The following is a 19322-nucleotide window of genomic DNA, read 5'->3' on the forward strand; positions in this document are numbered from 1 at the left end:
AGCCCACCAAGGAGTCGCATTGTCCACGAACCGCTACCACTGGGACCGTTCGCACCCCGGCCTGAGCAGCCTTCAGCAGGCCATCGACCCGCTGCGCCGCGAGGTCGTCGAGCACTCGGTGTACCGCTCGCTCACCGGCATCGAGCGCGTCCGCACCTTCCTCGGCAGCCACGTGTTCGCCGTCTGGGACTTCATGTCGCTGCTCAAGAGCCTCCAGCGCGACCTCACCTGTGTGGACGTGCCGTGGGTCCCGAACGGCCCGACCGCCAGCCGCCGGCTGATCAACGAGATCGTCCTGGTCGAGGAGAGCGACGAGCTCGGCGAGGGCTACACCAGCCACTTCGAGCTGTACGTGGTGGGCATGCGGCTGGCCGGTGCCGACCCGCGCCCGATCGAGGAGTTCCTGGCCCTGCTGGGCGCCGGCAGCACCGTTCCGGAGGCCCTGAAGAAGGCCGAAGTTCCGCAGGCCGCCCTCGACTTCACCTCCACCACCTGGTCGATCGTGGAGAACGCGCCGGTGCACTGCCGGGCCGCCGCCTTCGCCTTCGGCCGCGAGGACCTGATCCCGGACATGTTCGCCCAGGTCATCCGGATCGACGACCCCGAGGACACGCTCACCGTCTTCAAGGACTACCTGGCCCGTCACATCGAGGTCGACGGCGAGCAGCACACCCCGATGGCGATGCAGATGCTGATCGACCTGTGCGGCGACGACCAGGACAAGTGGGACTCCTGCGCCGAGACGGTCCGCACCGCGCTGCGCGCCCGGCTCGGCCTGTGGACGGCGATCGAGCAGTCCTTCCAGTAGTCCTTCACGACAGACCCCGGATCACCTAGATCACCTTGGGCAGGACGGCCGCCGACGCGGGCGGCTGATCCTCCGCCCGCCGGTAGCGGTGCAACGCCGCCCGGCCCTCCGCCCCGCGTACCCGGGCGGCGAGCCGGGCCGGCAGCACCACGGTGGCCAGCCGGCCCTCGCCGCGGAACCCTTCCACCGTCCAACAGACCCAGGGAATCGGATAGTTGGCGGCGGGGCTGAAGAGAACCGGGCACCTCCCCTGGAAGCCCACCGCATAGGCGCCGAAGCCGCTCCAGTTGGAGAAGCTGAACCGGCGTGCCGCCGGGTCGAAGCCCAGCGGCACGCAGTCGCGCAGCCGCGCGCGGCCGAGGGTCGCCAGGAACCACAGGTTGGCGCGGAGGTTGAGGTGCACGGCGGGGAACTCCTCCAGCGCCGTGCGCAGCGCGCCCGCCAGCGCCGCAGGCCCGTCCTCCGGCCGGTGCGGCAGATGGACCTCGCTCAGCAGGTTGCCCATCAGCGCGGGCGACAGGCCCAGCCAGCGGCGCACGTTGACCGGCACCGTCAGCATCCGTTCGGTCTCGTCCCCGTCCAGCTCCCGCAGGGTGCTCAGGAGGTGGGCGCAGAGCACGTCCCCGGAGGATAGCCGGCGCCCGGCCACCGCGCCGAACTCCTCGCACATCCGGGCCAGTTCGGCATCGGTGAAGGCGATCTGGACGAGCCGGTTGGCGCGCGGCCCGGCCGCCACCTCGCGGGCCAGCAGCTCCGCCTCCTCCGCCGAGGGCAGCCGGAAGCCGGGCCGGCCGCAGTCCTCGACGGGGAGCACCTCGGCCAGCAACTCGTCCTGGTCGTCGACGAGTTCGGCCTCCGGCAGCGGCTCCCCCTCGACCGCCGCGGACCAGGCCCGCAGCAGCAGCATGAAGCTGTGCAGGTCGCCGATCGCATGGTGCCAGGAGCAGCCGAGCACCGTGCCGCCGTCGGCCGTGCGGGTCACCCGTACGGTGAGCAGCGGGACGCCGCCGTCGCGCGCGGCGCGGGCGTCCAGCGGGGCGACCAGTTCGGAGCCGGGCGCCGTCACCCGGCCCATCGCCTCGGCGAGCGTGCCCTCCACGGCGTAGACCTCGAACGGCACGCCGGTGTCGTCGCAGACCGCCTCCAGGACGCCCTCGACGGTGCGCAGGCGTCCGGCGAAGACCGGCACCCGCTCCAGCGCACGGGCCAGCCCGGCGGCGAGCCGGTCGTCGTCCAGCGGGTGCTCGAAGCAGAGCGCGACCGAGACGGCGAGGTCCGCGAGCATGGTGTCCATCAGGCCGCAGCGCAGCACCCGGCCGGTGGCCTGCCCGGCCCGGACCGTCCTGGATCTTCGCAACTGCGGCCAGATGCTCATGGGTTCCGTTCCGAAGCACTCGACGACTTCCGGCGACGCGCGATGCGTTCCGGCGGCGCGCGATCCGCGGGCACGCCGAACGATAGTGGTGCGCGGAGGCAGTGGTCCAGTCCAATCCCGCACTCCGGAAGGGCTCTTCGACCGCCGCGGCGACCGCACCGGCGATAGAATGCGCACCATGGGAAAGCGCCCCGGCGCACCCGCCGCGCCGCCCCTCGCACGGGTCACCGGCACCGGATCGCCCTCGATCGGACCGGCCCGGGCGCACCTCGACGACCCGCCGCCGGCGCTGCGCGAGCAGCGGCCCGCCCGCGGTGCCGCGGCCGCCCGTCCGGGCCGATCCGACCGCTCCGGCCGCCCGGCGTCACCGTCCGGCCACCGCCACCGCCCACCCGCCTCCGCCGCCCCGCCAGGAGGGAGCCGTCCGCCATGAACGCCGTGAGCCAGGTCTTCGCCGTGGTCGCCGCGGCGATCCACCTGATCGTGTGGCCGCTGGAGAGCTTCCTGTACGGACACCCACGGGTGCGCCGCGTGCTGACCGGCAGCACGGCGGACGCCCCGGAGGTCCGGCTCTGGCGCGTCAACGTGGGCTTCTACAACCTGTTCCTGGCACTCGGCCTGGTCGCCGGACTGGTCCTGCTGCACGCCGGGCACCCGGGGGCCGGGCGACCGGTGGTGCTCTACGTCGCCGCGTTCATGGTCGCGGGCGGGATCACCCTGTTCACCTCGGAACCGAAGCTGTGGCGCGGCGCACTCGGTCAGGCCGTCCCGGCGGCCATCATCCTTCTGGCCGAGGCTTTCTGACGCCGCACCAGCGGTTTCGAGGCCCTCCGGAAGGGCTACGATCCGCCTACCCCGCGACGGTCGCGGAGGCTGGGGGTGGCAGCAGTGGTCAGGATCCCGATCAGCGACCGGTACGTCGTCAGCCTCGGCTGCCGGGTGAGCGTCGAGCACGGAGCCTCCGTGACGAAGGTCAACTGGAGCATCGCCCACCTGCCGGAGGGCGGCTCGCCCCGGCCCACCGGCGGCGACCGGGAGATCGGCGTCATCTGCCCGCGCTGCCGGCGCTCCTTCTCCGTCCGGGTGGAGACCGCCACCAGGGCGCGGGTCAAGCGGCGGATCCACCGGGCGCTGGGCTGGCTGCTGGTGCTCTCGCTGCTGGTCACCGTCCCCCTGCTGATCCAGCTGGGCGGCCGGACCGTCGAGGAGGGCGACGACCAGGCGGTCGACAACTTCGGCATGCTCTTCGCCCTGGCCGCCGCGGGCGTGATCGTCGGCCCCTCGCTGCTGTTCAGCGCGAGCGTGCACGACGGCATCAAGAAGCTGCGGCTGATCCGGGCCAACGGGCGGAAGACCATGTGGGTGCAGGGCCACCGGCTGTTCTGAGCCGGTCCGCGCAGTCCCTCATCCCGCGCCCCCTCACCTCACCCCGCGCCCCCTCGCAGCCGAGATCGCCGCCCCTCGCTTCCGTGCTCCTCGCCCGGCGCCCCTCACCGCGGATCCGCCGGCAGCTCGCCGCGGTGGCGCACCCGGGTGGCGAGCAGGGCGCCGAGCGCACCGGTCAGCAGACCCCAGCCCGCCGCGAGCGGCACCGCCGTCCACAGCACCGGGCGCAGGGTGAGGCTGCCGCCGCCCAGCGCGGCCAGCGGGTTTTCGGCGCCGAGCACGGCGCCCAGCAGGTCGCCCAGACCGCCCTGGCCGAGGCCGACGCCGAGCACGGAGAGCCCGTAGGCGGCGTCCACCCGGCTCCACAGACCCACCAGCAGCACGGTGACGGCGGTGGCGACCGCGAACCGGACGGCGTGCTGCCGGAGCAGGACGGTGCGCGGCGCACTGCGGGCCGCCAGGAAGGCGGCCGCGAGCAGCAGGACGGCGGCCAGCGGCAGCAGCCACCAGCTGGCGGCACCCTGCTCCGCGAGGGTGCCGAGGTCGACGGTCGCCTGCCCGCCCTCGGGGGCGCGCAGCACGGCGCTGAGCGCCTTGGGCACGGGCAGCCCGAGCGTACCGACCAGCCGACCGTGCCACTCGGCCCCGAGTCCCAGGCCGAAGGCCGGCCAGGCCAGGTTCGGCAGCGCGAGCAGCACCACGGCCAGGGTCTGCCGGGCGTCGCCGTGCACGATCGCGGTCAGCACCCCGGCCACCGCACCGATCGCAAGGTACGCCAGCAGGACCAGCCAGAGCGCCGAGGCGGCCGGGCGGACGGCGAGTTGGTGGCGCACCAGCGCGGGCGGCAGCGGGGCCCGTCGGGACACCGCGAAGGTGAGCGCGAGCACCAGCAGCAGCCAGGCCAGCCCGATGCCGACGGTGGTCGGGCCGTCCGCGTGGAAGCCGACCTCCGGGGTCAGCCCGAGCGCTCCGCCGATCGACTCCGCCAGGTCACCGCCGAGCGGGACGACGAAGCTGTGCCGGGCGCCGAGGGTCAGCAGCACCAGGGCGAGCGCCCAGAGCAGCAGCGTCCGGCCGATCCGCCCGAGCAGTTCACCGCCGCTCGCGACCGCACGGAAGCGCAGCCCGCGCAGGAACACCTCGGCCATCGCGACCGCTCCGGCCACCGAGACACTCAGCGGCATCGCGCTGATCCCGGCCCCGACGGCCGCGAAGTCTCCCGCGCCGCCGTCGAGTCGGACGGTTCCCCCGACCGCGAGCGCGAGCGTCGCGGCCAGCACGGCGGGGAAGCCGCCGTCCGGGAGGTCGTCGGCGCCGGCCAGCCGGAGGCCGAGCGCGGCCACCGCCGCCATCGCGACCAGTCCGGCCAGCACGACGGCGAGCGCCTCCAGCCAGCCGCGTACGGCGCCGGGCGGGCCCGCGACCCGGGTGGTGGGCTGCTGCATGCCGCCTCCTCGTCGCTCGCGGGCCGCTCCGGGGCCCGGGGCGGGCCTGGGCTCGATCGGCCCGATCGAGCTCCCGGCGGACGCCCGGCCGACGCCCGGTGAGGTTTCCAGGGTGACCGACGACCGGCGGGCACGCTCGGCGACGCCCCGCACACCCGCTGTTGCGACGGGCGGGGGCGGCGGGAGTGGCGGACGGGGCGGCGGGAGCGGCCGGAAGCCGGCGACAGGGCTCGCCGGGTCGGACGCGCCCGACTCGGCCGCCCGCGAAACGGCGAGCCGACCCGGCGCCCGCACCGCTCCCCGCCTCCGGCCGCCGCCCGTCCGGTGGCGGCGGCGCGCCTCAGGGCAGCAGCACCCTCGTGTCCTCGGGGCCCAGCACCCGGCCGTCCGCCGCGTGCACCTCGACCGGCGCGACGGGCGCACCGGAGTCACGGTCCACCAGCCGCGCCCGGGGCTCGCCCTCCTCGAAGAACCACTGGTCGCCCCACTGGCGCAGCGCCGTGATCACCGGGAACAGCGCGCGGCCCTTCTCCGTGAGCACGTACTCCTGGTACGGGCTGCCGTCGGTGGCCGGCGCGAGGTCGAACACGCCGTTGGCGACCAGGTTGGCCAGGCGGGTCGACAGGATGTTCTTGGCCAGGCCGAGGTTCCGCTGGAACTGCCCGAAGCGGCTCAGCCCGTCGAAGGCGTCACGGACGATCAGCAGCGTCCAGCCGTCCCCGACGACGTCGAGCGGACGGGCGACCGGGCAGGCCGATTCCTCGTGCGTGGTGCGTTTCGGCACTTCTCCCACCTCTCAGCCCTCACCGGTCGGCGCCCAGCCTACCGACCAGGACGTGGTTGCTTATTAAAACCAGGCTATGCCATGGTGTCGCGGTAGCACTTTGAAACCACCGTGCCGTTCGAGGGAGCCCCGCCCATGACCTCGCCCGCCCGCACAACCGCCTCCGCCGCCTCCGCCACGGACGCCACGGACGCCACCGCCGACCCGTCCGGCATCCCCGGCGGAGCCCCGTCGCGCGGCCTGTCACCCGCCGTCGCCTGGCTGCTGTCCGTCGCCTGCGGCCTCGCCGTGGCCAACGTCTACTACTCGCAGCCACTGCTCGACCTGATCGCCCAGGACTACGGCATCGACCCGGCGACCATCGGCCTGGTCGGCACCCTCACCCAGACGGGCTACGCCCTGGGCCTGCTGCTGCTCGTGCCGCTCGGCGACCTCGTCAACCGCCGCACCCTGATCACCTCCCAGCTCGGCCTGTCCGTCCTCGCCCTCCTCGCCGTCGCACTCGCCCCCTCCGCTCCGCTGCTGCTCGCCGCGATGGCCGCCGTCGGCGTCCTCGCGGTCGTCGCCCAGGTGGTCGTCGCCCACTCCGCCCAACTCGCCGCCCCGGCCGACCAGGGCCGCGTGGTCGGCACCGTGACCAGCGGCATCGTGATCGGCATCCTGCTCGCCCGAACCGTCGCCGGAACCATCGGCGACCTGGCCGGCTGGCGGGCCGTCTACCTCGTCTCCGCCGTCGCGACCGCCGCCATGGCCCTCGCCGTCGCGGCCGCCGTCCCCTCCGAACGGCACCGCACGGCCGAGCGGATCGGCTACCCGCGCCTGGTCGGCTCGGTGTTCGCGCTCTTCGCCCAGGAGCGCGTGCTCCGCACCCGGGCCGTCCTCGCCCTGCTCGGCTTCACCTCCGTCACCGTGCTGCTCACCCCGATGGTGCTCCCGCTCGCCGCACCGCCGTTCAACCTCAGCCACACCCAGATCGGGCTCTTCGGCCTCGCCGGCGCCGCCGGAGCGCTCGGAGCCGGGTACGCCGGCCGTCAGGCCGACCGCGGCCGGGCCGAACGCACCGCCGGAATCGGCCTGGTGGCCATGCTGGTCGGCTGGCTCCCGGCCGCACTGCTGCCGCACTCGGTCTGGTGGCTGGTGCTCGCCATGGTGGTGATCGACTACGGCCTGCAGTCCCTCCACGTCGCCAACCAGCACCTGCTCTACCAGCTCCGCCCCGAGGCGCGGAGCCGCCTGACCGCCGGCTACATGCTGCTCTACTCCGCCGGGTGCGGCGCGGGCGCGATCCTGTCCACCGTCGTCTACGACCACGGCGGCTGGACGGCCGTCTGCCTGCTCGGCGCCGCCACCAGCCTCACCGCGCTCGGCTACTGGTGGACGGCGGCCCGCACGTGACGGCCGATCGCCCCGGGCCCGCTCAGCTCCCGGCCACCGGCGCGTCCGCCGACACCGCCGCGGCCAGGACCGCCCGCAGCTCCAGGATGCCCTCGCGCCAGGCCGGACCGCTCTCCGTCTCGTCCCACAGCTCCGCGAGCTCCGACTCCGCCGCCACCACCCGGTCGAGCGCCGCCACCGCGAGCGGGCGCAGCTCGGCGGCGAGCGGCGGTATCGGCTCCTTGGGCCCGTAGGCCGTGGTCACCGCCGCCCCGCCCGGGCACTGCGCCGCCACCAGCGCGGCGGCGGCGACCGCCTCCACCGCCTCGTCGGAGTCCAGGAACTCCTCCGACCCGACGGCGCACAGCAGCGCGGACCGGAGCAGCGCCTCGCGCTCGCCCGGCGCCGCGTCGTCCAGACCGCCGCCGAAGTCCGCCGCCGAGTCGTTGTCGAAGTGCCCGATGTCCCAGGTGCCCATGCCGATCCCCTCACGCCTCTCGTGTTCGTGTGCGTCGCATGCTTGCACGCCCCACTGACAATCCGCCGGGCCGCCGGATGATCGCTGGTCACCACGGGTGGGGGTGGGGCAGAGTGCCCCCATGACCACCACTCAGGGACTGGACCGGGACGGCTGCATCGCACGGGAGGGCTCGCTGGACCGCGTGCCGCCCGCGTTCGCGCCGGTGGTCGCCGCCGCCCGCGAGCGGATCGCCGCGGCCTTCGGCCCCGACCGGCTGCACAGCGCCTACCTCTACGGCAGCGTCCCGCGCGGCACCGCGACCCCCGGCGTCTCCGACCTCGACCTGCTGCTCGCCCTGCACCACGAGCCCACCGCCACGGACCGGGCCGGGGCGGACGCCCTCGAAGCCGCGCTCGACGGCGAGTTCGCGCAGGTGAACGGGGTCGGCGTGGTGCTCGCCGGCACGGACACCCTGCTGAGCGAGCTCGAACGCCACGACCTCGGCTGGTTCGTCGCCTGTCTCTGCACCCCGCTGCTCGGCGAGGACCTCGCCGCCCGGCTCCCCCGCTACCGCCCCACCCCGCTGCTCGCCCGGGAGACCAACGGCGACCTCGCCCTGTTCCTGCCGCGCTGGCGCGAACGCCTGGCCGCCGCCGACACCGCCGCCGACCCCGAGGCCGAACTGCGCCGCCTCGCCCGCGCCGTCTCCCGCCATCTCGTCCGCAGCTGCCTCACCCTGGTCATGCCCCGCTGGGGCGGCTGGACCAGCGACCTCGCCGCCTCCGCCGAGGTCTTCGCCGGCTACTACCCCGAGCGGGCCGCCCAGGCGCGCCTGGCCGTCACCGTCGCCCGCACCGCCGCCACCACTGCCGACCGGGCCGCCCTCACCGAGCTGGTCGACGACCTGGGCCCCTGGCTCGCCGCCGAGTACGCCGCCGTCCACGGCGTGAAGGCGCCCCGCCCGTGACGGCGCCGCAGCACCCGCTGCTCCGCGAGGTCTTCCCGGACCTGCTCGACGAACTGGTCGACCTCCTGGAGGAGGAGGGCGAGCACGAACCGGCCGTCGCCGCCCGGGGCCTGCGGCTGGTCGCCGAGTGCGGCTGCGGTGACGGCTTCTGCCAGAGCTTCAGGACGGAACCGCGCCCGGACGGTCGGCCCTACGGCCCGGACCACCGGTGCGTCCCGCTCTCGCCGGCCCACGGCATGCTCGTCCTGGACGTCGTCGGCGGGCGGATCGTGTACGTCGAGGTCCTCGACCGGGAGCCGCTCCGGGACACCCGCCCCGGCCGGGGCTGAACTCCCCGCCGCCGGCCGGGCCTCAGTCCACGCACGGGATCCCGCCCGCCTTCACCGCCGGCCCCTGCATCGGCAGCCCCGCCGCCGGGTCGGCGGAGGGATCGCCGGCCGCGGCGGCCGAGGGGACGGCCGTCGGCGCGGGGGTGCGGGAGACGGCGAGGGTGAGCAGGATGCGCCCCGCGGGGACGGCCGACGAGAAGAAGGCGTTCACCCCGTAGCGGGCGGCGAGGTGCTGTGCGTCGGCCTTGGCCCCCGACCCGTACGCGACGGTGGTGGCCCGGGTCCTGGCCGGGGCGTCGCCGATCCGGCCCGCCTGGTAGCCGAGTTCGGCCAGCGCCCTGGACTCGTCGGCCGCCGCGCCCGCCCCCGCGGCCGCGTTGACGTCGACCAGCGCCTTGGGCGCCGTGCTCGGGGTGGCGGAGGGCGACGGGGCCGGTTCGCCCGGCCCGTCCCCGGGCGGCGCGGCGGCCGGCGGGGCCGGCGCCGGCTCGTGGTTGAAGAGCTGCCGGACGATCTTCCTGATCAGGTCCGGGTTGACGGTGTTGACCTCCTGCCCGCCGACCGTCCTGAAGCCGCTGATCGGCAGGGTGTTGAACTCCACGTTGCCGCCGGTCAGGTTGGGCGCCTGCTGGGCGAAGTCGAGGATGTTCCACTCGTTGTCGATGACCACGTCCTTCTTCACCACCGCGAACAGCTTCTGCATCTGCCCGAGGTCGTTCAGGATGCCCTGCTGCTTGAGCTTGTACTCGACGGAGGAGAGGAACGCCTGCTGCCGGTGGGTGCGGTCGAGGTCGCCGTTGGTGAGGTGGTGGCGCTGGCGGACGAAGGAGAGTGCCTGCGCGGCCTTGAGGGAGCTGATCCCGGCCGGGAGCCTGAGGCCGGTGCCGCCGCCCTCGTGGGTGGCGGTCCGGGCGATGATCGGGTCGTCCACCGGGTGGTTGAGGCAGACCTGGATCGGCTCGACCGCCTTGGCGATGTCGTAGAAGCCGATCAGGTTCACCTCCGCGAAGTGGTCGATCGGGACGTCCAGGAGGCTCTGCACGGTCTGGATGGTGGCCGAGCGGCCGGCCTCGCGGCTCTGCCGCTCCAGCAGCGCCTTGGAGAGCCCCTTGCCGGCCAGCTTCTGCTCGGCGGCCTCCTTGGCGATGCCGTACGCCTCCTTGATCTTGTGCATCCTCCCGTCCGCGCCGACGGTCTGCACGTAGTCGTCGCGCGGGACGGAGAGCGCGGTGACCTTGCCGCCGTTGGCCGGGATGTGCAGCACGATCAGGGCGTTGGTGTTGTACCCGCCGATCCCGCTGGAGCCGGCGTGCAGTTCGTCCTCGACGAACTGCTTGGGCAGGTCGTTGCCGTCCATGTCCTTGCGGCTGTCCAGGCCGATCAGCAGCAGGTTGACGGACTTGTCGAGGTGCGGCGGGGCGTTCTTCTTGGCCTCGCTCAGCGCGGAGGACTTGACCATGCCGTCGTCCAGGCTGCGGTACTCGTACCAGGTGAAGCCGCTGGCGCCGAGCACGGCGACCGAGACGGTGCAGGCCAGGGTGCGCCCGGCGACGGTCAGCGGGGCGGCGGCGCGGCGCGCGGCCTGCCCGCGCTGACCGCGCTGCCCGCGCTGACCGCGGCCGCCGGTACGGCTGCTGCCGCGCTCAGCCACGGCGGCCCCTTCCGACCGGGGCGGCCGTCCGGCCGGTTCGTCGGCGCTGCGGCACCACCCGGCGGCGGGTCGGCACGGCGCGGACCGCGACCACGGCGAACGCCACCGCGACGGCCGCGGCCATCACCGGGAAGGCTCCGACCACCCAGCGCAGCGCGCCGGTGCCGAGGTTCTTCCCCTGGTACGTCCCGGGGTGCGCGAGGTACTCGACGCCCGAGGCGGTGAGCAGCACCACGACCGGCGCGGCCGTCACCACCCACCACCGGCCCGCCCGGCTGCACAGCAGTGCGGCGGCCGCCGTCCCGAGCACCGAGCCCACCGCGAAGAGGAGGCTGATGCCCGGTCCGTCGACCTCGTCCGCGACCGCCCCGAGCAGCGGCAGCCCGACCGCCGAGAGCACGGCCGCCGTCGCGCCGCGACGACGCGCCTGCTGGCGGCGGCGGGCCGCCCCGGGGCGCGGTGTCCGGGCCGCCCCGGGCGCCGCGGGGCTCCCGGGACCGCCCGCACCGGCCGCCCGGGAGCGCTGCGCGGGCAGGGCGCGGTCCTCGGTGCGCGGTCCCGCGTCCTGGTACGGCGTTCTCGCCCGCTGACCGGCCATGCGCACTTCCCTCGATCGTTGCGGCCGCGGCGGAGCGATCGCGCCGCCGCGCGTGCCGGGACGCCTTCGGTCCTGGTGGCGTCCTGGTGGGGACCCCACCCTCTACATCGCTGTAGAAGATGGCCTGAGCATACGAACCCATTTCAGCAAAGTCATCCGCCGTCACCCGGCGGCGACGAACCGCCTGGTGGGCCGTCGTTAGGATGGTCACGATCCCCGCCACGTCGGCACACCATCAGGAACGCATCAGAGGAGCAGAGCGTCACCATGTTTGAGAGTCTGAAGAACCTCGCGGACAAGGCCACCGACCTCGCCCGCGAGCACGGCGACGTGATCGGGCAGGGCCTGGACAAGGTCGGCGACGCGATCGACGACCGCACGGACGGCAAGTACAGCGGGCAGATCGACACCGGCGTCGAGAAGGCGAAGGACTTCCTGCGCAACCTCGACGGCGACCAGAAGCCCGCCGAGTAACCTGCCGCAGGGAGCGATCAGCCGCACGGCGCTCGAACGGGCGCACGAGCGAACGGGGAGGGGCGGCAGCGGTGAGCGAGGAGAAGAAGGGGTCCGGCCGGGGACGCTGGCTGGTGATCGGCGTCGTGGTGGTGGCCGGACTGGGTCTCGTCCGCGGCAACGGCCACGACGGCGCGGCCTCCGCCGACCCCTCCCCGACCGCCGCCTCCGGCCCCTCCCCGGGCACCGCACCGTCGGCCGGCTCCTCCGCTCCGCCGTCGAAACCCTCGAAGCCCTCGGGCCGCTACGACCCGGCCGACTACGCGGCACCGGTCCGCCAGTACGCCGCCGAGGCCGGGGTCAACCCGCAGCTGCTGATGGCGATCCTCTACAACGAGGCGTACAAGCCGCACGACCCCGACCTCGAACGGGCCTGGCAGCGCGGCAAGCCGGACGCCTCGTTCGGCATCGCCAACATGCACCGGGCCGCCTTCGACGACACCAAGCCCGGCCGCCCGTTCGCCTCCCGGCAGTGGGAGGAGCTCCCGGACGACCGGAACCTGGCCGTCCAGGCGGCCGCCTGGCACCTGCACGACCTCGCCGCGCAGCTGCCCGCCCGCCCGGGCGTGCCGCTCACCCGGGACGAGCTGGTCGCCCTCGGCTACAACGCGGGCGCGGGCAACATGCTGGCCTTCGCCCGGGGCGTCAAGATCGGCTCCCAGGCGCAGTCCTACCTCGACCGGCTGCGCGACAACTGGTCGAAGTCCGGCGAGGCCGTGGCCTGACAGCCTCCGGCGGTCAGCTGACGCCGATCCGGGCGGACCAGACCCTCCGCCAGGCCAGCGCGTCGGCGACCCCCTCGGCGATGCCGCGCCGCGGCTGCCAGCCGAGCAGGTCCCGTGCGGTGTCCACGACGGCGTAGCAGCCGATCACGTCCCCGGGCCGCGGGCCCGCCTCCCGCACCTCCAGGCCGGTGCCGACGGCCTGTTCGAAGGCGGCGATCAGTTCCCGCACGGTGGTCCCGTCCCCGGTGCCGACGTTGATCACCCGGTAGCGGTCCGCCACGCCCGGGGCGATCACCTCGTCGAACCGGAGCAGCGCCGCGACGTGCGCCTCGGCGAGGTCCTGGACGTGGACGTAGTCGCGGATGCCGGAGCCGTCGCGGGTCGCCCAGTCGGTGCCGGTCACGGTGAACGGGGTGCCCGTGGTGTGCGCCTCGATCAGCTTGCCGAGGGCGTGGGTGGGCCGGAGGTCCTGGAGGCCGGTGCGCAGCTGCGGGTCGGCGCCGATCGGGTTGAAGTAGCGCAGGGCGATGACCCGCTGGCGCTCGGCGCCCTCGCCCCGGGTCCAGTCCTGGAGGACCTGCTCCATCATCTGCTTGGTGCGCGCGTACGGGCTCCCGGCGTCGACCGGGCTGCTCTCGTCGACCCGGGCGTCGGGGGTGGGGGCGTAGATCGAGGCGGAGCTGCTGAAGACGACCCGGGTGCAGCCGTGGCGCTGGAGGGCCTCCAGGAGTTCGACGGTCTTGGCGACGTTCTCCCGGTAGTAGTACAGCGGCTTGGCCACCGACTCCGGTACGACGATCTTCGCGGCGCAGTGCACGGTGGCGTCGATGTCGGGGTGCTCGGCGAAGATCCGGTCGAGCAGGGCCGCGTCGGCGATGTCGCCCCGGTAGAAGACCCGGTCCGCGACGAACTCGGTCCGGCCCCGGGACAGGTCGTCCAGCACGACCGGGGTGATCCCCCGGTCGAGCAGGGCGGAGGCGACGGTGCTGCCGATGAAACCCGCGCCGCCGGTGATCAGGACCTTCTTCATGCGCGGACGCTCCCTTGCGGTCGTCCGGGCGCCCGGTGGCGCCCGGTGACCGGAAGGGACGTCGGTTCGCACCCGGCCGGTTCCACGGCGGGTGCGTCCCCGTTCCCGGGGCGGGCGGCTTCCGGGCGGCTCAGCCGCGGTGACGGCGCAGCCAGAGCCCGGTGGCGACCAGGACGACGGCCGCGCAGGCGGTGCCGATGGCCGCCCAGGCGGTGGCGTCGGAGGTGGTCGCGTGGGCGGGGCCGGGCGAGGCCTCCCGGGCGGAGACGGGGGCGGCGGTGGTCCCCGTCGCGCCGGTGCTCTCCCGGAGCGGGGCGGGGGTCACCCCGGCGGACCGCGGCGAGGTTTCGGACAGCGCCGTGGGGGGCGCCGGGTCGGCGATCTCGACGGTGTCGACGTCGAGCTCGCGCTCGCCGTGCCCGAGGGCGGGGAAGGCGCAGTCCACCGTCACCCGCCAGTGCCCGACCGGGAGGACCTCCCGGGTGGTGTACGTCCCCGGGCGGCCGGGGACGGTGACCAGGCGCCAGGGCCCGACGGTGCGGCCGTCGGAGGCCGTCGCGAGGAGCGTGCCGGCGAACTCCCCGGTCACCGGGTCGTGGTCGTTCTCCCAGGTGGCGACGGTGCTGACACGGCCGTTCTGCTGGCCGGTGACGTCCAGGTGGACGCTGTCGCCGTGGGCGGCGGCGGGTACGGCCGCGGACAGCAGGGCCGCGGCGGTGAGGGCGAGGGCGGCGAGGTGGGGGCGGGTTCGCATACGGGAGGGTCCTCGGGGCGGTGTGGGGGGCAGGGACGCTGGGAACGGCCGGCGCCGGGAACGGCTGCCGCTGGGTGGGCGGCGGCCGCTCCCGGCGCGACGGACCTGCCGGCCTGCGGGCCTCGCGGCGCGCGCGGGCGTCGGCGGCTCGGGTCGAAGGGTCGGCCGGCGTACGGGCCGACCGGTTTTACGGGCTCACGGGAACAGCCTTACCCCGAACGGCTCACGAGGTCTTCGACAGCGACCAGTTCTGGTAAGGGCTGCCGCTTCGACTGTCGCGGCTCCGGCGGCCGGCCGCCGCGGTACCGCCGCGCTCCGGGCCCGGGCAGCGGCGCGCCGCCGTCCGCGGTGAGGGCGGACCGGCGGCAGGCTTCGGCGGGTGGTCGCGTCCGGGCGGCCGCGTCGGCGCGCGGCTGCCGGCCGGGGCGCCGGGCCGGGAGTGCCGGGCGGGCGCGGCCCGTCGAATCAGGTCGGCGGAATTCGGCGCGATCTGGCTGATGGACACCTCATGGGGTGAGCCTGCGCTCCTGCTCCGGCGGAGCCCGCCGCCCGGGTGCCCCATCGCGTTCCCTCCTCGTGCGACGACGACCCGCGCGTCCCCGCGGTGGAGGGGGCCCGGGTCTTCCGACACTTCGGAGAGCGGGAGGGGTGACCGGGAATAACAGAAACCTCTTGCAGAATTCCCCGGACGGTTCGACGGCCAGGTTCGACGCCCGGTTCGCCAGGTTCGATCGCCCGGTTCGGCCGGACCGCGGTTCGGGCGCACCGGACCCGCCCCGGACGGCGGCCGGGGCGCGGCTCAGGCAGCCGAACTCGCCTACACCCAGCACGTATGACGGATCGTCAGGCGGGCCGGGAGGTCAGGCCGCAGCCTTCACCGGCTCCACCCCGAAGGCCGCCCCGCCCACCCCGGAGCGCACCGCCGCACCCACCCCGGAGCGCACCGCCGCACCCACCCCCGGTCGCACCGCCTCCACCGCGCCGGCGGCGCAGCCCCCGTGCAACCGGGCCAGCCCGGCCGCCAGGACGACCCGGTCCCCGGCGAGCCAGAGCCGCAGGGCCGCGGAGAGCGCGGCGCTGGCCGGCCCGGCCGCGGGGCCGCCGGTCCGTACGAGCCGCTCACCGAGCAGCGGCAGCAGGTCCGCGACCGGCGCGGGCAGCCACAGGGTGAGCGCGAAGGGTGCCGGCCTGGCCAGAACGCGCAGCAGCGGCAGGCCGCAGGCGTCGTCGTGCAGTGCGGGGATGACCTCCAGCAGCCCGTCCACCGCCACCTCGGAGACGTCGCCGCCGTGCCCGCGTGCGAGGTCGCGCAGCAGTGCCCGCTCGGCGGCGGTGATCCGGACGGTCAGCATGACCTCGTCGCAGTCCATGGTCCCGGCCCCTGTCGTGGAGAGTTCGTGGTGTGGTCGTTGCGTCGTGGTGTCAGTCCTGTGCCAACAGGGTTCCTGCCCCGATCCGGCCGTCCGATACCGGCGCTATCAGGCCGTAGTGGCCGTCGAAGCGGCGGTAGAGCACCCGCGCCCGGTGGTCGCCGGGGTCGGTCCAGCCGACGAACGGGCGACCGGTGAGCCAGAGCCGGCGGGCCGCCTCGGCGAGGTCGAGCGGGGGCATCGCGCTGGTGCCCGCGGCGCACAACTCCAGCGTGCCGCCCGGCGAGCAGCGGTGGACCAGGCCGTCCCGGCCGGTGGCGGCGTCCGCGAAGAGGTGGAACCGCCGGTCGAGGGCGAGCAGTTCGAGCACGGCCTGCTCGGGGCTGCGGCGGGCGGGCACGACCGCCTTGTGCCGGGCGATCCGCCGCTGGGCGAGCGGGCGGTAGGCGAACTGCGGGCGGTAGGCGCTCTCGTACGCGGCGGCGAAGCCGATGTCGCCCTGCTCGCGCAGTCGGACGGCCCGGCCGGCCAGCGTGCCGAGCACCAGGTCGACGGACTCCCGTGCGGTGCCGGTGGCCAGCTGCACCCGGACCGGCCCGACGCCCGCCAGTTCGACGTCCGCCTGGGCCAGCGCGGGCCGGGTCACCGACCGGTTGCGCGAGCGGGTCAGCCGCAGTCGCAGCGCGCGGGTGTCGGGGCCGAGCGCCGTGGCGGTGGCCAGCGCCCGGGCCCGGGCGTACTCGGCGTCCTCGCGGGGCAGCTCGCCGCGGATCTCCACCCGGACGTCGAGGGCCGGCCGGTGGCGCAGACGGGTCATCAGGTTCCTCCTTCTCCGCATCCATGCTGTCCCTCGCACGCCCGTGCGGCGAGGGTCCAAAGACCCTGCCTCGCAGGCAAGCCGCGGACCACCCGTACGGACGCATCCGCGCAGGTCAACACGGAGTTTCGAGCACGCACGAAAGGGTCGATCCACTCGGCCGTTGGAGTGATCCCCGCACATTCGGCGCAACGCTCGGGAAACCGGCGCGTTTGCTCAACGTGCGCCCTCCCGCCGGGGGCGCGCGCGGGGCCCGCGCTGGGCGGTCCCCCGGCTCCCGGCCGGCCCGCCGTTGCCGCCCGGCATCGCCCGCACCGGCCACTCTGGTTGAGAGGTAGTGTCATGTCCCTGCTGACCGAAACGCGGAAGCTGATCGTCCCCCCGAGAACCGTTCCCGGCCCGTCCCCGCTGGCCCGCGCCGCCGTCCCGCCGCTGGCCCCCGGTGCCCTGCCCGGCCTCGGGCACGCCGGCGCCCTGCTGCGCGACCCGCTCGGCTTCCTCGGTTCGCTCGCCCGCCAGGGCGGGGTGGTCCGCATCCGGCTCGGACCACGCACCGTCTGCGTGGTCACCGACGCCCGGCTGGTCCACACCCTGCTCGTGGCACTGGCCCACGACTGCCCGCGCGGGGCCGTCCAGGACACCCTCAGGACGGCCTTCGGCGACGGCCTGCTGATGTCCGAGGGCCAGGCCCACCGCGACCGCCGCCGGATCATCCAGCCGGCCTTCGGTCCGGACCGGATGGGCGAGTACCTGGCCGTGATGCAGCAGGTCACCGAGGAGCGGGCCGGACGCTGGCGCCCCGGGCAGGTCCTCGACGTGGCCAAGGAGATGAACCACCTGGCGCTGGAGATCGTCACCCGCACGCTGTTCGACGCCCGGCTCAGCGAGGACGCCACCGTCGCGTTCCACCGGGCGCTGCCGGACCTGGTGAAGGGCCAGATCGTCCAGTCCCTCTACCCGAACCCGGCGCTCGCCCGGCTGCCGCTGCCCGTCAACCGGCGCTTCGACGACGCCGTGCGGGTGCTCAACCGGGTGGTCGACCAGGCCGTCAACCGCCGCGCCGCGACCACGGGCCCCGGAGCGGGCCGGCGCACCCTGCCCGCCCTGCTGCGCGCCGCGACCGACCCGGCCACCGGGCGCCCGCTCACCGAGGCCGACGTGCGGTCCGAGGCGATCACCATGTTCGGCGCGGGCACCGAGACGGTCTCCACCACGCTCACCTGGCTGCTGGACGAGCTGCTGCGCCACCCCGAGGTGGAGGCCCGGATCCTCGCCGAGCTCGACGAGCACCTGCCCGCGGGCGCCGTCCCCACCCCGGAGGCACTGGCCCGGCTCACCTACACCCGCAGCGTCACCCAGGAGGTGGTGCGGCTGCACGCGCCGAACGCCTTCCTGATGCGCACCGCCCGGGTGCCGGTCGAGCTCGGCCCGTACCGCGTCCCGGCCGGCACCGAGCTGCTGTACAGCCTCACCGCGCTGCACCGCGACCCGGTGCGCTACCCGGAGCCGATGAACTTCCGGCCCGAGCGCTGGCAGGACGGCGGCGGCTCCGGGCGGCCGTCCTTCCTGCCGTTCGGAGCGGGCAAGCACAAGTGCATCGGCGAGGCCTTCGCCTGGGCGGAACTGACCGTCGCGGCCGCGACGATCCTGCGCCGCTGGCGGCCCACGGCGGTGCCGGGGGCACGGGCCCGCGAGGTGGTGTGGACGACGGTCCAGGCGCACGGCCTTCGGGTGCGGCTCGCGCCGCGCGGCGCGCGCTCCCCACGCGGGCGCACCGCGGCGGCCTCCCGAGAGGGCGATGCCGCGTCCTCACCGGGGGCCGCAGTGCCCTCCTCGCACGGTGAGCCGCCGCCGGTCCGGTGTCCCTTCACCGGCACCGCCTCCACGACCGGCCCCACGACCACCTCCACGACCACCACGACCGCTCCCACGGCCGCCCCCGCGGGTCCGGCCACCCCGGCCGGTCCAGCCTCCCCCGCGGGTCCGGCCGCTTCGGCGGACCCCCGGCCGTCCGACGAGCTGCGCCTCGCCGCCGACCGGCACGCCGACTGGGTGGTCCGCCGCGGCCTGCTCACCCCGGCGGAACTGCCCCGCTACCGGGCCTACGGGCTGCAGAAGCTGATCGGCCACGCCTTCCCCCGCGTCCGGGGCGCCGAACTCGACCTCCTGGTGGACATGCTGGGCTGGTTCACCATCCTGGACGACCGTTTCGACGGCCCGCCCGGCCGCCACCCCGCCGCGGCCCACGCCGTGGTCGACCCGCTGATCGCGGTCCTCGGCGGCACCCGCGGCGGGAGCCCGTCCCAGAGCCCGTCCGAGAGCCACATGCTGGTCTCCTGGCGGGAGTTGTGGAAGCGGCAGACCGCTTCGACCTCCCCCGAGTGGCGGGCCCGGGCGGCCCGGGAGTGGCGGGCCTGCCTGGCCACCTTCCCCGCCGAGGCCGACCACCGCGCCCGCGGCACCGTGCCCGCCCTCGGCCTCGACCTCACCGACACCATGAAGCTGCGCCGGCACGGCAGTTGCCTCTACCCGTTCATGAACATACTGGAACGGGTCCACGGCGCCGACGCCCCGGCCGCACTGCACGCGGAGCCCGCGCTGCACCGGCTGCGCGCCAACACCGCCGACGCCGCCACACTGATCAACGACCTCTACTCACTGCGGCGCGAGGAGCGGCAGGCCGGGCCCGCGTTCAACACGGTGCTCACCCTCCAGCGGGCCCACGGCTGGACCCGCGGCCGGGCGGTCCACGCGGTGCGCGCCCGGGTGGCACGGCTGCAGCAGGAGAGCGAGGAACTGCGCCGCGACCTGCTGCGCCGCCACCCGGCCGGGCGCTGGTACCTGGACGGCACCCGGGAGCTGGTCGCCGGCGTTCTGGCCTGGACCAGCACCAGCGACCGGTACCTGGTGCCGGACCACGGGCGGCGCCGGTGAGC

Annotated in this window: 20 protein-coding genes; 10 read left to right on the forward strand and 10 right to left on the reverse strand. The window is 75.1% G+C overall.

Annotated features, from left to right (window positions below; genetic code table 11):
* Positions 1-19: 19 nt before the first annotated feature.
* Positions 20-808 (forward strand): DUF3050 domain-containing protein, encoded by a 789-nt coding sequence (locus tag ACGFSC_RS26890; RefSeq protein WP_359902574.1) that lies wholly within the window; start codon positions 20-22, stop codon positions 806-808.
* Positions 809-833: 25 nt separating this feature from the next.
* Here the strand turns inward: ACGFSC_RS26890 and ACGFSC_RS26895 are convergent, their stop codons facing one another.
* Positions 834-2183 carry an acyltransferase gene (locus tag ACGFSC_RS26895; RefSeq protein WP_359902576.1) on the reverse strand — a complete coding sequence of 450 codons (1350 nt, stop codon included), beginning with the start codon at positions 2181-2183 and terminating at the stop codon, positions 834-836.
* A gap of 178 nt (positions 2184-2361) precedes the next feature.
* On the opposite strand from ACGFSC_RS26895, the gene ACGFSC_RS26900 reads away from it, so the two are divergent.
* The 3 genes from ACGFSC_RS26900 to ACGFSC_RS26910 all read left to right on the forward strand — a co-directional run bounded on the left by ACGFSC_RS26900 (position 2362) and on the right by ACGFSC_RS26910 (position 3569).
* Complete coding sequence (locus ACGFSC_RS26900; RefSeq protein WP_359902579.1) at positions 2362-2616, forward strand: hypothetical protein; 255 nt, start codon at positions 2362-2364, stop codon at positions 2614-2616.
* On the forward strand, positions 2613-2987 hold the full coding sequence (locus tag ACGFSC_RS26905) for a DUF1304 domain-containing protein (RefSeq protein ID WP_359902582.1): 375 nt from the start codon (positions 2613-2615) through the stop codon (positions 2985-2987). The genes ACGFSC_RS26900 and ACGFSC_RS26905 overlap by 4 nt, the downstream gene beginning before the upstream one ends.
* Positions 2988-3062: 75 nt before the next feature.
* Complete coding sequence (locus ACGFSC_RS26910) at positions 3063-3569, forward strand: hypothetical protein (RefSeq protein ID WP_359902585.1); 507 nt, start codon at positions 3063-3065, stop codon at positions 3567-3569.
* 104 nt (positions 3570-3673) lie between these two features.
* Here ACGFSC_RS26910 and ACGFSC_RS26915 read toward each other — a convergent pair whose 3' ends face one another.
* Positions 3674-5014: a streptophobe family protein gene (locus ACGFSC_RS26915; RefSeq protein WP_359902588.1), complete on the reverse strand. Its 1341-nt coding sequence runs from the start codon at positions 5012-5014 to the stop codon at positions 3674-3676.
* Positions 5015-5354: 340 nt separating this feature from the next.
* Positions 5355-5798, reverse strand: a complete 444-nt coding sequence (locus ACGFSC_RS26920) for a helix-turn-helix domain-containing protein (RefSeq protein ID WP_359902591.1) — start codon at positions 5796-5798, stop codon at positions 5355-5357.
* 135 nt (positions 5799-5933) lie between these two features.
* Between ACGFSC_RS26920 and ACGFSC_RS26925 the strand changes: the two genes are divergently transcribed.
* Positions 5934-7193: an MFS transporter gene (locus ACGFSC_RS26925; RefSeq protein WP_359902594.1), complete on the forward strand. Its 1260-nt coding sequence runs from the start codon at positions 5934-5936 to the stop codon at positions 7191-7193.
* Between the two features lie 22 nt (positions 7194-7215).
* Here ACGFSC_RS26925 and ACGFSC_RS26930 read toward each other — a convergent pair whose 3' ends face one another.
* A complete protein-coding gene (locus tag ACGFSC_RS26930) occupies positions 7216-7650 on the reverse strand; it encodes a DUF4259 domain-containing protein (RefSeq protein WP_359902597.1) in 435 nt (144 codons plus the stop codon).
* 121 nt (positions 7651-7771) lie between these two features.
* Here ACGFSC_RS26930 and ACGFSC_RS26935 point away from each other — a divergent pair, with 121 nt between their 5' ends.
* Together ACGFSC_RS26935 and ACGFSC_RS26940 are read left to right on the forward strand one after the other, a co-directional pair.
* Positions 7772-8599, forward strand: a complete 828-nt coding sequence (locus ACGFSC_RS26935; protein WP_359902599.1) for a nucleotidyltransferase domain-containing protein — start codon at positions 7772-7774, stop codon at positions 8597-8599.
* Entirely contained in the window at positions 8596-8928 is a 333-nt protein-coding gene (locus ACGFSC_RS26940) for a hypothetical protein (RefSeq protein WP_359902602.1), read from the forward strand. Before ACGFSC_RS26935 ends, ACGFSC_RS26940 begins: the two co-directional genes overlap by 4 nt.
* A 22-nt stretch (positions 8929-8950) precedes the next feature.
* Here the strand turns inward: ACGFSC_RS26940 and ACGFSC_RS26945 are convergent, their stop codons facing one another.
* Complete coding sequence (locus ACGFSC_RS26945; protein WP_359902605.1) at positions 8951-10579, reverse strand: LCP family protein; 1629 nt, start codon at positions 10577-10579, stop codon at positions 8951-8953.
* Positions 10572-11177 (reverse strand): DUF6542 domain-containing protein, encoded by a 606-nt coding sequence (locus tag ACGFSC_RS26950; RefSeq protein WP_359902608.1) that lies wholly within the window; start codon positions 11175-11177, stop codon positions 10572-10574. Before ACGFSC_RS26950 ends, ACGFSC_RS26945 begins: the two co-directional genes overlap by 8 nt.
* A gap of 267 nt (positions 11178-11444) precedes the next feature.
* On the opposite strand from ACGFSC_RS26950, the gene ACGFSC_RS26955 reads away from it, so the two are divergent.
* Positions 11445-11651 (forward strand): antitoxin, encoded by a 207-nt coding sequence (locus ACGFSC_RS26955; protein WP_359902610.1) that lies wholly within the window; start codon positions 11445-11447, stop codon positions 11649-11651.
* Between the two features lie 71 nt (positions 11652-11722).
* Positions 11723-12415 carry a lytic transglycosylase domain-containing protein gene (locus ACGFSC_RS26960; RefSeq protein WP_359902613.1) on the forward strand — a complete coding sequence of 231 codons (693 nt, stop codon included), beginning with the start codon at positions 11723-11725 and terminating at the stop codon, positions 12413-12415.
* Positions 12416-12428: 13 nt separating this feature from the next.
* Here ACGFSC_RS26960 and galE read toward each other — a convergent pair whose 3' ends face one another.
* The 4 genes from galE to ACGFSC_RS26980 all read right to left on the reverse strand — a co-directional run bounded on the left by galE (position 12429) and on the right by ACGFSC_RS26980 (position 16386).
* Positions 12429-13445 carry a UDP-glucose 4-epimerase GalE gene (galE, locus tag ACGFSC_RS26965; protein WP_359902616.1) on the reverse strand — a complete coding sequence of 339 codons (1017 nt, stop codon included), beginning with the start codon at positions 13443-13445 and terminating at the stop codon, positions 12429-12431.
* Between the two features lie 130 nt (positions 13446-13575).
* Entirely contained in the window at positions 13576-14199 is a 624-nt protein-coding gene (locus ACGFSC_RS26970) for a hypothetical protein (RefSeq protein WP_359902618.1), read from the reverse strand.
* Between the two features lie 860 nt (positions 14200-15059).
* Positions 15060-15569, reverse strand: a complete 510-nt coding sequence (locus tag ACGFSC_RS26975; protein ID WP_359902621.1) for a hypothetical protein — start codon at positions 15567-15569, stop codon at positions 15060-15062.
* 52 nt (positions 15570-15621) lie between these two features.
* Positions 15622-16386, reverse strand: coding sequence for a sigma 54 modulation/S30EA ribosomal C-terminal domain-containing protein (locus ACGFSC_RS26980; protein ID WP_359902624.1), 765 nt, complete (start codon positions 16384-16386; stop codon positions 15622-15624).
* A 342-nt stretch (positions 16387-16728) separates the two neighbouring features.
* Between ACGFSC_RS26980 and ACGFSC_RS26985 the strand changes: the two genes are divergently transcribed.
* Entirely contained in the window at positions 16729-19320 is a 2592-nt protein-coding gene (locus ACGFSC_RS26985) for a cytochrome P450 (protein WP_359902626.1), read from the forward strand.
* Positions 19321-19322: the final 2 nt, after the last annotated feature.

This window comes from Kitasatospora sp. NPDC048715, from assembly GCF_043198905.1.
Classification (GTDB): domain Bacteria; phylum Actinomycetota; class Actinomycetes; order Streptomycetales; family Streptomycetaceae; genus Kitasatospora; species Kitasatospora lactacystinica.